Raw genomic sequence first — 15861 nt, 5'->3', positions numbered from 1 at the left:
GGCATGCATCGTCGCCATCCGGTCGTCCTGCTGGCCCTGAGTCTTGTGGCCCTGCTTGCCAGTGCAGCATTCGCGCATGACGACGACACGCGCTTCACGGCTGCCGACATCAACCGCCTCGCCGAGATCGGCGAGCCGGCGCTGTCGCGTGACGGCCAGCTCATCGTCTATACCGTCACCACCGCCAACCCGGACCGCGATCAACCGCAATCGGACCTGTGGCGCGTGCGCTACGACGGCACGGCGCGCACCCAGCTCACCCGCACGCCCGACAGCAACGAGTCGCGGCCGCAGTGGTCGGCGGACGGCAGGTTCATTGCCTTCCTGTCCGATCGCAAGGGGGACGACGACGCCAGTGATGACGACACCAAGGCGCAGGTATGGATGATGCCTGCCGACGGTGGCGAGGCGCGCCGGCTTACCCACCTCCCCAGCGGCGTGGAAGACTTCGTGCTGGCGCCGGACGGCAGGCAGCTCGCGGTGATTGCGTTCGACCCGGAGCGCCCAGCCGAGGCGAAGAAGCCGAAGAACCCGCCGCCAATCGTCACCGACCGCTTCCAGTTCAAGGACGACGACGACGGCTGGCTCGACCACCGCCACAAGCACCTCTACGTCGTCGACATCGACAGCGGCAAGGCCAGCCTGCTTACTGCGGGCAAGCATGATGAACAATTGCCGGCGTGGTCGCCCGACGGCAAGCTGATCGCCTATGTCACCAAGCGCGGTGACGATCCCGATCGTCATCTGAACTTCGACATCTATGTGATCGCGCCGCAGGCCGGTGCCAAGGAACGCCAACTCACCACGTTCCCGGGTTCCGACCTCGATCCCTACTGGGAAACGCGTCCGGCATGGAGCCCTGACAGCAGCCACATCGCCTACCTGCAAAGCGACGAAGACCACTGGATCTACTACGCCCCATGGCAGCTGGCGGTGATCGACGTGGCCACCGGCAAGGCCAGCTTGCCGGCGCCGATCGACCGCTGCTTTACCAAGCCGCGCTGGTCGCCGGATGGGCGCAGCGTGTACGCCCTGGTCGAACAGGCCGAAGCCACCCACCTGTCGCGCATCGAACTCGCCAGTGGCAAGCTCACCGAGCTGACCCATGGCGAGCGCTTCGATACCGATCTCGACGTGTCCAGCAACGGCCGCATCGTGGTGCTTGGCGGCGACGACACCCACCCCTACGAGTTGGCCGCGGTGGAACGCGACGGGCTGCGCACACTCAGTGATCACAACGACTGGTTGCGCGGCAAGCAGCTCGCCAGCGCCGAGACCTTGCATCTCAAGAGCGCCGACGGCACCGCGCTCGACGCCCTGCTGATCAAGCCGCTCGACTATGTGCCTGGCCAGCGCTATCCCACCATCGTGCGCGTGCACGGCGGCCCGGTATACCAGTTCAGCCACGAGTTCATGCCCGACTGGCAGGTCTACGCCGCCAACGGCTATGCCGTGCTCGCGGTGAATCCGCGCGGCAGCTCCGGCCGTGGCTTTGCGTTTGCCAAGGCGATTTATGCCGACTGGGGCAACAAGGACGCGCAGGACGTGCTGGCCGGCGTCGATCACGCGGTGCGTCTCGGCATTGCCGATCCGCAGCGCCTGGGCGTCGGTGGCTGGAGCTACGGCGCGATCCTCACGGATGAGCTGATCGCGCGCGACACGCGCTTCAAGGCGGCCATCGCCGGTGCGGGCTCCGGCAATATGTATGGCATGTACGGCGACGACGAATACGCGCGCGAATACGAACTCGAACTCGGCACGCCATGGGACCACCGCGCCGCCTGGGATCGCGCCAGTTACCCCTTCCTGCACGCCGCGCAGATCACGACCCCCACGCTGTTCCAGTGCGGCGAGCGCGACTTCAACGTGCCCTGCATCGGCGCCGAGCAGATGTACCAGGCCTTGCGCTCGTTGCGCATTCCCACCGAACTGGTGGTCTATCCGGGCCAGCACCATGGCCTCACCGTGCCGAGTTATCTGCGCGACCGCATGGAGCGTAACCTGGCCTGGTACGACCGTTTCCTCAAGCGCGCTGGCGACGCGCCATGAACCCTGTAGTCTCCGTTGAACCGGCCTAGCGGCCGCCAGTCCCACTCGAGAGTGAAACCACGCATGCCAGCTGACACCGCCATCACGAGCCTCGATCACGCCCGCGCCCTGTCGCCGCACTATTACTTCGGCGACGCCATGCTGGCGATGGAGCAACGCGCGGTGTTCGCGCGCAGCTGGCAGCTGGTGGCGCACCAGGGGCTGCTGGCCGAGCCGGGCGATCACGTGGTCGAACACGTAGGTGGCGTGCCGGTGCTGCTGGTGCGCGGCCAGGACGGCGTGTTGCGCGCGTTTCCCAATGTCTGTCGCCACCGTGCCGGGCCGTTGGCCCTATGCAACGGCAAGGGCGCGCGCTCGCTGCACTGCAAGTACCACGGCTGGACCTACACGCTGGAAGGCCAGCTGCGCGTGGCGCCGGAGATGCACAGCGCCTGCGATTTCAAGGTCGAGGACATCCGCCTGCCGCCCTTGCGCGTGCACGAATGGCAAGGCCTGGTCTTCGTGGCGCTGGATCCGTCGGTGCCGCCGTTCGAAGAGGTCTACGCGGGCATCACGGAGCGCATCGCCCCGATTGACTTGTCCGCCATGCGCTACCTGCGCCGCGACAGCTACGACATCGAGTGCAACTGGAAGGTCTACATCGACAACTTCCTTGAAGGCTATCACCTCCCGCATGTGCACCCGGGCCTGTCGCGGGTGCTCGACTACCGCGCCTACGACACCGAGCTGTTCCCCTGGTACTCGCTGCAATCCTCGCCGCTGCGCAACAGTGCCGACATCTATGGCGACGGCCAGGCGTTCTATTACTTCATCTATCCCAACGTGATGCTCAACATCATGCCGGGCCGGCTGCAGACCAACCGCATCCTGCCGCTGGGACCGGGGCGCTGCCGCGTGGAATTCGACTACTACTACGCGCAGGACGATGCCGCGCAGGCGCGCATCGCGGCCGACCAGAGCTTCAGCGACGAAGTGCAGCAAGAGGACATCGATATCTGCGAGGCCGTGCAAAAGGGTTTGGCTTCCGGCTACTACGAACCGGGACGGCTGTGCCCCAGACGCGAAAGCGGCGTCTGGCATTTCCACAACCTATTGCGCACGGCCTACGCCCGTGACGCGGGAGATTCTGCATGAGGATGAAGCTGTCCAGCCTGTTCTGCGCCATCGCGGTGCTCGCGGCCCTGCCTGCTGCGGCCGAGGGCGCGCAGCGCACGGTCGTGCATGCCGGCCACCTGCTCGACGTCGACACCGGCAAGATGCTGGCCGACCAGGCCGTCACCATCCAGGCCGGTCGCGTCGTCAGCGTGCAGCCCTGGTCCGCTGCTGCCGGCAGCGGCGCGAAGGTCCTGGACTGGACTGGCTACACCGTGGTGCCGGGGCTGATGGACATGCACACCCATATCGCCGATGAGACCGAGTCTGCCGACCCCGGCGCGGCGTTGAAGAGCAACCCGGCGCGCGACGCCTTCATTGGCGCAAAGAACGCACGCGATACCTTGCGCGCCGGCTTCACCACGGTGCGCGACGTCGGCGTCTATCGCGGCTTCGCCGACATCGCGCTGCGCGATGCGATCAACGCGGGCGAGGTGCCGGGGCCGCGCATGTTCGTCGCCGGCGCGTATATCACGATCCCGGGCGGCGGTGGCGAGATCACCGGACTGCCAGCGGGCACCGAAGTGCCGATGGAGTTTCGTCGCGGCGTGTCCAAGGGCGTCGACGACGTGCGCCGGCATGTGGACATCATCCTCGACCATGGCGCCGACCTGATCAAGGTGATCGCCACCGGCGCGGTACTCACCGACGGCACCGAACCGGGGCAATCGGAGTACACCGAAGCGGAGATCCACGCCGCGGTGGAGGAAGCCGCCAAGCGTGGCAAGTTTGTGGCCGCGCACGCGCATGGCGCCGAGGGCATCAAGCGCGCGGTGCGCGCAGGCGTGCGCTCGATCGAACACGGCTCGTTGATCGACGACGAGGGTATCGCGCTGATGAAGCAGCACGGCACCTGGCTGGTCGCCGACATCTACAACGGCGACTACATCGACAGCGTCGGCCGCAGCGAGGGCTGGTCGGCCGAGAAGCTGCGCAAGAACACCGAAACCACCGAGGCCCAGCGCGAGGGCTTCCGCAAGGCCGTCAAGGCCGGCGTGCATATTGCGTTCGGCACGGATGCGGGCGTTTATCCGCATGGTGACAACGCCCGCCAGTTCGCGTACATGGTTCGTTACGGCATGACACCGCTACAGGCGATCCGTGCAGCCACCATCGATGCGGCGCGCCTCATGGGCAAGGAGAAGGAACTGGGCTCGATCGCACCCAACAAGGCCGCCGACCTGGTGGCCGTGGCCTGCGATCCGCTGCAGAACGTCGAGTGCCTGCGCCAGGTGCAGGGCGTGGTCAAGGACGGACGGCCGGTTTCCCTCGACTAACCCTTGAAGAGCGCAGACATGAGCGACGGCAACAAGATCGGTTTCTGGACCTGCACTGCCCTGGTGGTAGGCAATGTCATTGGCATGGGCATCTTCATCCTGCCCGCGTCGCTCGCTCCGTACGGCTTCAATGCGCTGATCGGCTGGGTGGTCACCCTGGCCGGCTGCCTGGTCCTGGCACGCGTGTTCGCGCATCTCTCGCACGCCTTGCCAGGCGCCGATGGTCCCTACGGCTATATCCGCAGCACCCTCGGCGAGCTGCCGGCGTATATGGCGCTGTGGGCGTACTGGGTGTCGTTGTGGCTCACCAATGCGGCGCTGGCCACCGGCGTCGTAGGCTATATCACCGTGGTGATGCCGGACCTGGGCAGGATCCAGCCGGCGCTGTTCGCCCTGGGCCTGTTGTGGTCGTTCGTGGCCGTCAACCTGCTGGGTGTGCGCACGGGCGGTGGCGTGCAAATCGTCACCACCGTGCTGAAGCTGCTGCCCATGGTCGCCATTGCGCTGCTTGGCGGCTGGATCCTGCTGATCACGCCAGCCACCTTCGTCGCCCATCCTCCTGTAACGCCGGTGACGCTGTCCGGCGTGATGGCGGCGTCGACCATAGCCCTGTACGCCATGCTCGGCATCGAATCGGCCAGCATTCCGGCGGGTCGCGTCGACAACCCGGGACGCACGATCCCTCGCGCCACCATGGCGGGAACCGTGCTGACCGCACTGGTCTATATCGTCGTCTCCACCGTGCCGATCCTGCTGATCAAGCAAACGGAGCTGGCCGACTCCGGCGCACCGTTCGCCATGCTGATGGACCGCTATGTCGGCGCCGGCGTCGGACGCTGGCTGTCGCTATTCGTGGTGGTGAGCGGGCTCGGCGCGCTCAATGGCTGGACCCTGCTGGTCGGCGAACTCACCCGGACCATGGCCGTCAACGGCGTGCTGCCCGCCGTGTTCGCGCGCAACAATCGGCACGGCGCTCCCGCTATCGCCCTGGTCGTCACCGGCGTGCTCGCGTCGATCATGATCTGGATGAGCTACAGCAACTCGCTGGTCGCCGCCTTCACCTTCCTCACCCGGGTCGTGACCGCCGCCAACCTGCCGCTGTATCTGTGCTGCTCCCTCGCGCTCGCCGTGCTGTGGCGTCGCGGCGAGGTAGCCCAGCTCAGACGCCGAGCACTGCTGGTCGCCATCACCGGTGCGCTTTATGTGGTCTTCGCCTTCATCGGCAGCGGCGAGGAACCCTTCCTGCTCGCCCTCGCCCTGATGGCCGCGGGCCTGCCGCTGTATGCCTTCATGCGCTTGCGCCGGCACGCCGTCACCCCCGTCAAGGTCTAAGGGCCGGGCCCACGTGCCCGTCCTTCCGCGTCATCACTCGGCGATGTCCCGACCTACACTCCATCGCTCTGCGCAAATCGCTTTCAGCGCGCCCCACGTACAGCCAAAGAACAGGTTCCAACCATGCGCGACCCTCGCTACGACATCCTTTTCACGCCGCTGAAGATCGGCCCGGTAACGGCCAAGAACCGCTTCTTCCAGGTACCGCATTGCAATGGCATGGGTCACGCGATGCCGCTGGCCCACGCGGCCATGCGCGAGATCAAGGCCGAGGGCGGCTGGGCGGTGATCTCGACTGAAGAGTGCGAAATCCATCCGAGCAGCGACCTCACGCCGTACGTGGAAGCGCGGCTCTGGGACGACCGCGACATCCCCGCACTGGCCCTGATGTGCGACAAGGTCCACGCCCACGGCGCGCTGGCGGCCGTGGAGCTGTCGCATAACGGCCCTACCGCTTCGAACCTGTACTCGCGCGAAGTGCTGCTGGCTCCGTCGCACCAGGTCTCGAAATACGGTTATCCCTCGCAGGCGCGTGCCATGACGCGCCATGACATCCGCGAATACCGGCGCTGGCATCGCGAGGCCGCCCTGCGCGGCAAGCGCGCGGGCATGGACATCGTCTACGTCTATGCCGCACACGACCTCTCGCTGCCGATGCATTTCCTGCAGCGTCGCCGCAACCAGCGCAGCGATGAATACGGCGGTTCGCTGGAAAATCGCGTGCGCCTGCTGCGCGAAGTGCTCGCCGACACGCGCGACGCGGTTGGCGATACCTGCGCCGTGGCCCTGCGCTTCGCCACCGATGAACTGCTCGGTCCCAGCGGCGTGGAACTCGCCGAAGCGCAGGACATCGTCGGCCTGCTGGCCGAACTGCCGGATCTTTGGGACGTCAATCTCGCCGCTTGGTACAACGACTCCGTGCCGTCGCGCTTTGCCGCCGAAGGCGCGCAGGAACCGTTCATCGACTTCGTCAAGAAAACCACCAGCAAACCCGTCGTCGGCGTCGGCCGCTTCACCTCGCCGGACACCATGGTTTCGCAGATTCGCCGTGGCGTGCTCGACATGATCGGCGCCGCGCGACCGTCAATCGCCGATCCGTTCCTGCCGCGCAAGATAGAGGAAGGCAGGATCGACGACATCCGCGAATGCATCGGCTGCAACATCTGTGTGTCGGGCGACATGACCATCTCGCCGATCCGCTGCACGCAGAACCCGACCATGGGCGAGGAATGGCGCAAGGGCTGGCACCCCGAACGCATCCAGCCTCGTCGCACGGCAAGTCGCGTGCTGGTCGTGGGCGGCGGCCCCGCCGGCCTTGAGGCCGCGCGCGCGCTTGGCCAGCGCGGCTACGAGGTCAGCCTCGCCGAGGCGCGGCGTGAACTGGGCGGCCGCGTCACCCGCGAAGCGCGCCTGCCGGGCCTGGCCGAATGGGCGCGTGTGCGTGACTGGCGCGTCGGCCAGATCGGCAAGCTCTCCAACGTCTCCCTTTATCTCGACTCCGTGCTCAGCGCACAGGACGTACTGGATTTTGGCGCCGAACATGTGGTGCTCGCCACCGGATGCCATTGGCGCCGCGACGGCTTTGGACGCAGCAACGGCCTCGGCATCGCCGAGCTTGCCGACCATCCGCGCGTGTTCACGCCCGACGACTTGCTGGATGGGCGCATGCCGAGCGGCCGCGTCGTGGTGTTCGATGACGACGGTTTCTACCACGCGAGTGTCGCCGCCGACCTGCTGCGTCAGCAGGGCTGTGAGGTCACCTACGTGACACCGGAGGACAGCGTCGCGCCCTGGAGCGTGAACACGCTGGACTATCGCCATATCCGCAAACGCATGGCCAAGCAGGGTATCGAGGTCATCGTGTCGCACAACATCGCCGACTTCACCGACACCACCCTGACCCTTGAAAACGGCTGGGACGGCCTGCGCCACGAGCGCCCCTGCGACGCCATCGTCATGGTCACCTCACGCCTGCCCGCCGACGCGCTGTACCAGGAACTCCTCCGACGCGAGGCGGACTGGTCCGATGCCGGGATCCAGTCGCTACGCTGCATTGGCGATGCCGAGGCACCCGGCCTAATCGCCCACGCGATCTACGCTGGTCATCGCTATGCGCGCGAACTGGAAGAAGCGCCAGCAGGCGAGGTTGCCTTCCAGCGCCATTTCCACACGGCAGACGCCGACGATTTGCGACGCATGCCACCGCCATGAGCTGGGGGGCTCACGTCCTCGGAGGTCGAGCGCCAGAAACTGCGTACCCGCCGCAGGGTTCAATATGTCAGCACGGACCGCGCCGCGCATGTCAGGCACAGCCGCCCCGCCTCACCCCTTTTTGTCCCTTGCATGCTTCAACCGTTCTGCCGCATCGCGAAGAAAAGGCTGAGGGTCGACGACGGTGAAAAATCCCGACTGCTGCGCAAATTCCTGGAGCAGCGGAACGTGGCCAAAACCAAAGATCACCAGGATACGGTCCGATGGCTTGGCCAGGGCCGCGAGCCGGCCGACGATGCGAAGATTGCGGCCGTACCAAAACTGCAACCAGTTTGCGCCCGGCGTCTCGTCGCCCTTGGTGATACGAAGATAGTTCAACGACTCCTTGCGAAACGCCGCGAGGAAGTCTGGCCGATTCGCTTCCCCCAGTGCGTCCACGATGGTGCCGCGCTTGAGCGCATCCATCACCACGTCGACGCGCCGCTGGTTGCGCGCATTGACCGCAACGAGTACGTCCGATTGCCCAAAGCGCTGCGCCGCAGCTTCGAAATCGTAGAGATCTTCGCTGACCGGCGGCTTGGTGGAGTTTGAGTCCACGCCCACGACGCCGCGTACACCTGCGATCCTGGCCAGCCGCATGCCAATTTGCTCGTCCTCGCTTACGGACAATGAGCGACTGCCATCGCTGTAAGCCTGGAAAAGTTCATCGAGATGCGCCTGATCAGCTTGCGGTCGCTCTACCGCGATAATCGTCGGCCGGAACTTTGCAAGTGCCTCGCTGAGCGCCTGCAGCTCTTGCTGCCGCCGTGGCGCCCGCACATCGTCCACGCTGACGTTGACCGCGTCCTTGCCTGGATTCGACAGGTGGAATACGCCGAGAAACATGATCTCTGGCGGAGACTCGGCCGCGTAAGCCAGGCTGGGCGCCAAGGCGCAGGCGATCAGCTGGAATACAACTCGCGCGACGTTTCGTAGCATGAACGGTCCCTCGCTTGAATGGGCATCTTAATGCCCTCGGCAGCGTAATTTCATGCTACGGCGATTGCCGTATCAGCAGCCTCCGCCAAACCGCGATGCCGGCACTGGCTTGCTGGCGACGCCGGGGCCCCCGGCCTGATCGCCCAGGCGATCTACGCCGGCCATCGCTATGCACGCGAGCCGGAAGAAGCACCGTCAGGTGAAGTCGCTTTCAAGCGCCGCTTCCACACCGTGGACACCGAGGACTTGCGGCGTACGCCACCGGCATGAGCTGGAACTCGGTACCCGCCGTTGCATGTCGATGATGCGTAGATGCCTCGTGCGCAGAGGCAAAGCCTGCCCGCACGAGGCACATGAGCATCAGCTTCCGAAGTCGAAACCGAGCTCCAGGTAGACCGCCCGGCCCAAGGCGCTGTAGTTACCCTCGTCATAGTACGGCCAGCTTCCGTTGGTGGTGTCGACCGGCGGACGCTTGTTGGCGATGTTGTTGGCGATCAGCGAAATCGTTGCCTTGGGCGTCACCTTATAGTTCACGCTACCGTTGAAGGTGATCCATGGACCGACGTCCTTCTGCGTGCCGATCGCATTCCAGGTCGTGCCATTGCGGACGCCGAACAGCGTGCTGCTCCACTTGCCGATGGTCCAGGTAGCCGACCCGCTCACGCGGCTCTTGAACTCGTCGGAGTTGGAGCAGCACAGGTAGTTGAGCGTGGGGTCGCCCGCCTTCTCCTGGTAGGTGTGCCTGAGCTCGTCGTAATAGTCCAGATTGAACTGGAACATGCCGATGGAGGCGGTTGGCAGGTGATAGCTCAGTGAGGACTGTATGCCCGACTGGAATTCAGACGCCACGTTGATCGGATAGGTATCCACCTCCTGTATGCCACCGGGGTTGATCGGGTCGGTCGACGGCAGTCGTTTCACCTCGCCAAGCACTTCGCGGCACGTGGGTGAGTTGATGTCATAGCTGGTCTGCCCGTTCTCCGACACACCGAGGCGACAATTGGCCTCCTGCGACAGGATCTCATCGGTACTCAGCGTCACCACCTCGTTGGAGATGCGGACGGCGTTGTAATCGACCGACCAGCTAAGGCGATTGTCCGAGGTGGACCACACGAAACCGTACGTGAAGGATTTCGCGGTAATGTCCTTCAGTGCCGTATTGCCCGAGCTCACGGCCAGCATCGATGTACCCGATTGCGCGCAGTCGCCGTAGGTTTGCGAGTTGTAGCCGGCTTCCCGACACTTGTAATAGTCGGTGGACTGGGAATAACCACTGCTGCGCGACGAGAACAAATAGAACATGTCCGGGGCGCGGAACGCAGTGGCGTAGCTGCCGCGAAGCAACAAGGTGTCGATAGGACGATATTCCAGACCCAGTTTATAGGTCGCCTTGCCATTGCCACCGCCCGCATAGCTGTACTTGTCGTAACGCGTGGACACGTTGGCGGTCAACTGCTGCAGCAGAGGTATCCGCATTTCGCCACCGAACGCGTATTGACTCCGCTTGCCGGATGCGGTGGTGCTCCCCGTCACGCCACGGAAATAGCCCTCGTCGGCCAGCGGGCTGGCGGAGCGATTATCGAAGCGTTCGTTGCTGTTCTGCACGATGGCCGCGAAACCGACGTCGCCCGCGGGCAGCGAGAACAAGCTGGTGGTGTTGGCGGTTACCGTCTCGTTCTGGGTCCAGGCCATGGAGTCGGCCCGGTTGGTAGCGGAGAACTGGTCGTAAAGGGCGCGCGTCAACGGCTGATACAATCGATCTAAATTCGGCGAAAAAATCGGATAGCCGCTTGCGTCCGTACCCAATTGCGGGCCGAGGTAGTAGGCATCGATACCGTTATTGGCCAGGAAGTCGGTGGACCGGCGCACGACATCGGACTGGGAGCGGTTGTAGTAGGCATCGTAATTCCAGCTTGAGTTGCCGATGCCGCCGCGCACGCCCATGCTGACGTTGTAGCTGCGCGTGAAGACATGCTGGTCCTTGGCATCCAGGCCCACTTCCTCCGGCGCGAAAATGCGTTGCCACTGCTCGTATTGGCCGCTGGCCTGGTTGTAAAACGTCTGGTTCCAGAACGGGCTGCCGCCCGAATAGGTCGGATTGCTGTAGCTGTACAGCATGTCCGAATACAGTTCGGTGTTGTCGTTGACGTGGTAACGCACGAACAGCGAACCGTTCGCGTCCGTGCTCTGGTTGGCGAGCGTGGCATAGCCGACATTCTTGGGGCTGCCGCAGTAGTAACCGAGGTTCGATCCGGCCCGGTAGCTGTACGTGGTGCTGCCATCGTAAAGGTTGCTCAGCGGCGCGCACGTCGCTGCGCCGGGGTCGATGTAGTGCGGATTGCTGCCCTCGGCCATGCGCAGGAAGGTTCGCGAGTTGACCGCCCCCTTCCCGGTGGGATCGTCGTCGTAGGAATCGATGTAGCTACGCTGGTACGCGTAGACCGGATCTTCCTTGGACAACTGCAGGCCGCCACTGACCTCGAGTGCTCCCCACTGATGGCCGGAACTGAGCTGGAAGCGCTTGCTGGCGCCGCCACCATCGGTGTATTCGCCATAACGCAGGCTCATATGGGTGCCTTCGATATGGTCCTTGAGCACGATGTTGACCACGCCTGCGATCGCTGCCGAGCCGTAGACCGACGATTGGCCACCAGTCAAGACATCGATATGGTCGATCAGGCCGACCGGGATATTCGAGATATCGGTGATGTTGTTGTTGCCGTTGTAGGCAAGCGGATAGCTTGCCATCGGCCGACCGTTGAGCAAGGTCAGCGTAAAGCTCGGACTGAGGCCGAATAGGCTGATCGTCTTGGCGCCAGGCGTGTAGCCACCGGTCTGCTGCGGGTCCTGTACCGATCCGTTCGCAATGGGCAGCGCGCGCAGCGCTTCAAACGTATCGGCAAAGCCCTGGCGGTCAATATCCTTCGCGGTGATGGTGGTGATGGGCGAGGGCCCTTCGATCTGGGCCCGCGGAATCAGCGATCCGGTCACCTGCACGGCTTCGAGCTTCTTGGCCTTGCCGCCCTTGTCGGTAGGGTCGGTCTTGCTGCTGTCGTCCTGCGCCGGCGTTGCCTGCGCGGACTGGGATGGCGTGGCCAGATCGACCTCGGTGGCCAGGGCCTGGGTGATCGATAGTGCCAACAAGGATGTAGCAAACGCTCCTGCGATGTTCGGTTTCATGATGCAACAGTTCTCCCTCGGATGTTTTCAGGTCACCGCCGAAGACTCGCCCTACGGTGACTTCCTATGCGGTCGCCCCACCCTTTCGGCCTGACGAAGGCAAAGCCTCCCCCTTGCCGCGAGGATGAGTCCTCCCGCGACCGTGTTCCTTCCTGCATTGGTTTACTTAGGACTGGGGCAAATACCCGAGCCACTCGATCTCGGACACGGCGACGGCGTGCGTCGCAGCGTTCTGTTCGATACGCAAGCGGTAGTAGCTGAAGTCCCCTGGATGAGTGACCCCGAACACGCGGGCCTGCCGACGCCAGTGGAACGATTCGCCACGGCGCTGATCCAGCGTGGTCCAGTGCACGCCATCGGAGGAGCCTTCCAGCTTCCAGCCGCGAGGATCCTGCCCCTCCTTGGCCGCCGACGTGATCGTGTACATCAGCACGCGCTGCACGGCGTCGAAGCGCACCTGTACGGCGGGCTTAGCACCCTTCAACAGCGCCTCCGTCTCGGATGTGTTGTCACTGACGGCCCGCGCGGCAGCGAGGTCGCCATCGACTGTCACCTGTGACTTCGCCGCGTCCACCAGATCGACCAACGGCGACGGTGGTTTATCGCCCTGCGTAAGCGATGGCAGTCGTGCCTCGTCACCCGCCGTGCCCCAGCGCGACGGCTGCGGCCCCATATGAAATACCAGGGCGGCGCCCTGGGCGAGATCGGTGTGATTCAACCAGGTCTTATCGTACGGCTGACCATTGAGCGTCACGCTCTGGATGTAACGGTTGCGGTCGCTCACGTCAGGCGCGCGGATGTCGATGTCACGACCATTTTCGAGATGGATGATCATGTGCGGAAAATAGGGCGCGCCGATGGCATAGGTCGGTGTACCCATGCGCAGCGGATAGAAGCCGGCAGCGCTGAACAGCCACCAGCCCGACATTTCGCCATTGTCCTCATCGCCGGGATAGCCCTGCCCGATCTCGCTACCGACGTAGAGCCGGGACAAGGCATCACGCACTTTATCCTGCGTTTTCCATGGCTCGCCGACCAGATCGTACATATAGAGGATGTGGTGCGATGGCTGGTTGCTATGGCCATACTGGCCCATGCGCACGTCGCGCGCCTCAAGCATCTCGTGGATCACGTCACCGTACGCGCCAACATGGAAGTCCGTGCCCGCGTCGAAGAACGCATCGAGTTTCCTGGCCAGCCCCTCGCGACCACCGTAGAGGTTGGCCAGGCCCTGCCCGTCCTGCACGCCTTCGAAGGCCATGTTCCAGGCATTCGTTTCGGTATAGTCACCACCCCAGGAGCGTGGGTCGAAATGCGCGGCATCGGTGCGCCAGGCGCCGTCCGGCGTACGACCCACGAAAAATCCCACGGCGGGATCGAACAACTTGATGTAGTTCTGCGCGCGACTGTGGAAGTAGCGCGCATCGTCGGCGTAGTGGCCGGCGTAAGAATCGTTCGCGTCATGCGTAGCGGCAAGGCTTTGCGCCAGTTCGCCGACGCCGAAGTCGTTGAGATAGCCAGCCATCGACCAGGACAAGCCTTCATCGACACTGTTGTCCACGTAGCCGTTGAAGACCGATCGCACCAATCCCTTGCGGCCGGCACCGGCGATATCGCTGACCACCGTCGCGTCTTTCAGCGCCGCCTGGTAGAACGAGCGTACGTCGAAATTGTGCACGCCCTTGTTCCACGCATCGGCAAAGGCAATGTCGGCGCTCGTGCCCACCATCAGGTCGGCATAGCCGGGCGAGGACCAGCGGGCAATCCAGCCACCGTCCCGATATTGCTGGACGAAGCCGTCGATCATCTCGCCGGCCTGGGTGGGCGTGAGCAGCGAATACGCAGGCCACGCGGTGCGATAGGTGTCCCACAGGCCGTTGTTGACGTAGGGTCGGCCAGCCAGCACGCGCGCGCCGGTCTGCGTGGGCGTGTTGGCACGCTCCGCGGCGGAGAACGGACTGGCGTAACGGTAGTCCGGCTGCGCCGTCGTACCGACGTTCTCGAAGGCTTCGTTCGGATACAGGAACAGGCGATACAGGTTGGAATAGAGCAGCACCTTGTTTGCTGGCCTGGCGTCGGGCAACTCGACGACACCGAGCAGCTGGTTCCAACGCGCGGCCGCACGTGCCTGCACCGTGTCGAACGTATCGTCCGGGGCAATTTCCTGGGCCAGGTTGCGCCTCGCCTGATCCACGCTGATCAGCGACGTGGCCATGCGCATGGTCACCGTCTTGTCGCTGCTCGTATCGACGCCAAACCAGGCGGCGACATGATCGCGCCCCGCCCCGCTCAGTCGGCCGCTTTCGGTGACTGGGCGATCGATGGTGGCATAGAAGAACAGCCGCGTCGCGCCGGTGGAGAGCCGACTGGCCACGTCCGAATAGCCGCTGATGCTTTGCCGCGACGGCTCCAACACGACCTCGCCATGGTCATTGCGATTGTCGAACACCAGCTGCGCGCGATCTCCGGTAAAAGTGAAGCGGAACATCGCCGCATGGCTGGTCGGCGTCATTGCCGCCGTCATGCCGTTGTCGAACCGCACCTGGTACAGGTCGGCGCGAGCGATCTCGTGGTCGTGCGTGAAACTCAGCGCACGCGCGGAACGATCGAGCGGTGGCGCGCCGGCGGGGACTTCGGCGGGCATCACCTGGAAGGTCTGGCGGTCGCCCATCCACGGACTGGGTTCGTGGCTGAGCGCGAACGCCTCAATCCGCGGATGATTATTGGCGTCGTTGCGCTCCTGGTACTGATAGATCCAATCCGAACCGGCGTTGGTGGTCGGCGTCCAGAAATTGAAGCCGTGCGGCAGCGCTACGGCGGGAAACGTATTGCCGCGCGAGTAGTGCCCATTGGCATAACTGCCGCGTCGCGTATCGACATAGCTATTGGGCTTGGCCATCGCGTCCACCGACGCTGCATCGCCCAGGCGAATGTCATCGACATAGCCATGAAAGCCCGGGCTGTTCGCCGGGGCGTCCTCGGTCAGTTCAATCGCGGTGACGGTGCGTCCACCGGCTGCGGCGCCGACATCGACATCCAGCGCATTCCATTGGTTGTCGTACAACACGCGGGCACTTCCCTGCGCGCTAGCGCTGGCAGGCACGCGATGCTGGTCATGGGCATTCAGCGCGGACAGGCGCGAGCCATCGGCAAACAGCAGATCGACGGCGACATATTGGGCGGGACTTTGCGCGGCCTCGCCCGATCTCGCCGGAAACACCAGGTAAGACAAGTGGGTGTTCGCATCCACGCGTTGACGAACCCGGAACAGGGTCGCGCGCCGAGCCTGCCGTTCGCCGACCGCGTCGGCGTCATAGCGCAAGGCATGCGTGCCTGAAAAGCCGACGCCCGGCTTGGAGGTGGGAGGCTCCTCCTTGCCGGGGCCGGGTACTACGCTCAGATGCCAGCCCTTAGAGCCGGCCAATCGGGGTGTCGCATCGCCCGCTTCGAACGAGTTCATGAACGAGGCATGCGGGTTGCCGCCTTCGCTCTCCTGACTCGCCGATGCGTACGCACCAGCCACCAGGAACAAGGTCAGCAACAGGCACATCAGGTGTGCCCATCCATAAGGAAAGCCGCTACGTTCGGGCGATGCGTCGTTCATTCATGCCATCCAGTCATGCTTTGTCAGATACACGCTCGTGTCCTGCTCGACCTCATGGCCTTGGAGAGGGCTGCGCTT

At 64.2% G+C, this 15861-nt stretch carries 8 protein-coding genes; 5 read left to right on the top strand and 3 right to left on the bottom strand.

The window, feature by feature from the left end:
• Positions 1-3 precede the first annotated feature (3 nt).
• The 5 genes from OUZ49_RS04630 to OUZ49_RS04610 all read left to right on the top strand — a co-directional run bounded on the left by OUZ49_RS04630 (position 4) and on the right by OUZ49_RS04610 (position 8021).
• Positions 4-2049: a S9 family peptidase gene (locus OUZ49_RS04630; RefSeq protein WP_266148808.1), complete on the top strand. Its 2046-nt coding sequence runs from the start codon at positions 4-6 to the stop codon at positions 2047-2049.
• 63 nt (positions 2050-2112) lie between these two features.
• Positions 2113-3183 carry an aromatic ring-hydroxylating oxygenase subunit alpha gene (locus OUZ49_RS04625; RefSeq protein ID WP_266148807.1) on the top strand — a complete coding sequence of 357 codons (1071 nt, stop codon included), beginning with the start codon at positions 2113-2115 and terminating at the stop codon, positions 3181-3183.
• Complete coding sequence (locus OUZ49_RS04620; RefSeq protein ID WP_266148806.1) at positions 3180-4478, top strand: Xaa-Pro dipeptidase; 1299 nt, start codon at positions 3180-3182, stop codon at positions 4476-4478. Before OUZ49_RS04625 ends, OUZ49_RS04620 begins: the two co-directional genes overlap by 4 nt.
• Positions 4479-4496: 18 nt before the next feature.
• Positions 4497-5810, top strand: a complete 1314-nt coding sequence (locus tag OUZ49_RS04615) for an amino acid permease (RefSeq protein WP_266148805.1) — start codon at positions 4497-4499, stop codon at positions 5808-5810.
• A gap of 123 nt (positions 5811-5933) precedes the next feature.
• Positions 5934-8021, top strand: a complete 2088-nt coding sequence (locus OUZ49_RS04610; protein WP_266148804.1) for an oxidoreductase — start codon at positions 5934-5936, stop codon at positions 8019-8021.
• Positions 8022-8132: 111 nt separating this feature from the next.
• Here the strand turns inward: OUZ49_RS04610 and OUZ49_RS04605 are convergent, their stop codons facing one another.
• The 3 genes from OUZ49_RS04605 to OUZ49_RS04595 form a co-directional block, all read right to left on the bottom strand.
• A complete protein-coding gene (locus OUZ49_RS04605) occupies positions 8133-8906 on the bottom strand; it encodes a DUF5694 domain-containing protein (protein WP_266148803.1) in 774 nt (257 codons plus the stop codon).
• 453 nt (positions 8907-9359) lie between these two features.
• Positions 9360-12179 carry a TonB-dependent receptor plug domain-containing protein gene (locus OUZ49_RS04600; RefSeq protein WP_266148802.1) on the bottom strand — a complete coding sequence of 940 codons (2820 nt, stop codon included), beginning with the start codon at positions 12177-12179 and terminating at the stop codon, positions 9360-9362.
• Positions 12180-12345: 166 nt separating this feature from the next.
• Positions 12346-15783 carry a GH92 family glycosyl hydrolase gene (locus OUZ49_RS04595; protein ID WP_266148801.1) on the bottom strand — a complete coding sequence of 1146 codons (3438 nt, stop codon included), beginning with the start codon at positions 15781-15783 and terminating at the stop codon, positions 12346-12348.
• Between the last annotated feature and the right edge of the window lie 78 nt (positions 15784-15861).

Origin of the sequence: Dyella halodurans, from assembly GCF_026283925.1 — a bacterium.
Taxonomy (GTDB): domain Bacteria; phylum Pseudomonadota; class Gammaproteobacteria; order Xanthomonadales; family Rhodanobacteraceae; genus Dyella; species Dyella halodurans.
Note: the sequence above shows the minus strand (reverse complement) of the source record. Positions and strands in the feature narration are given on the sequence as shown.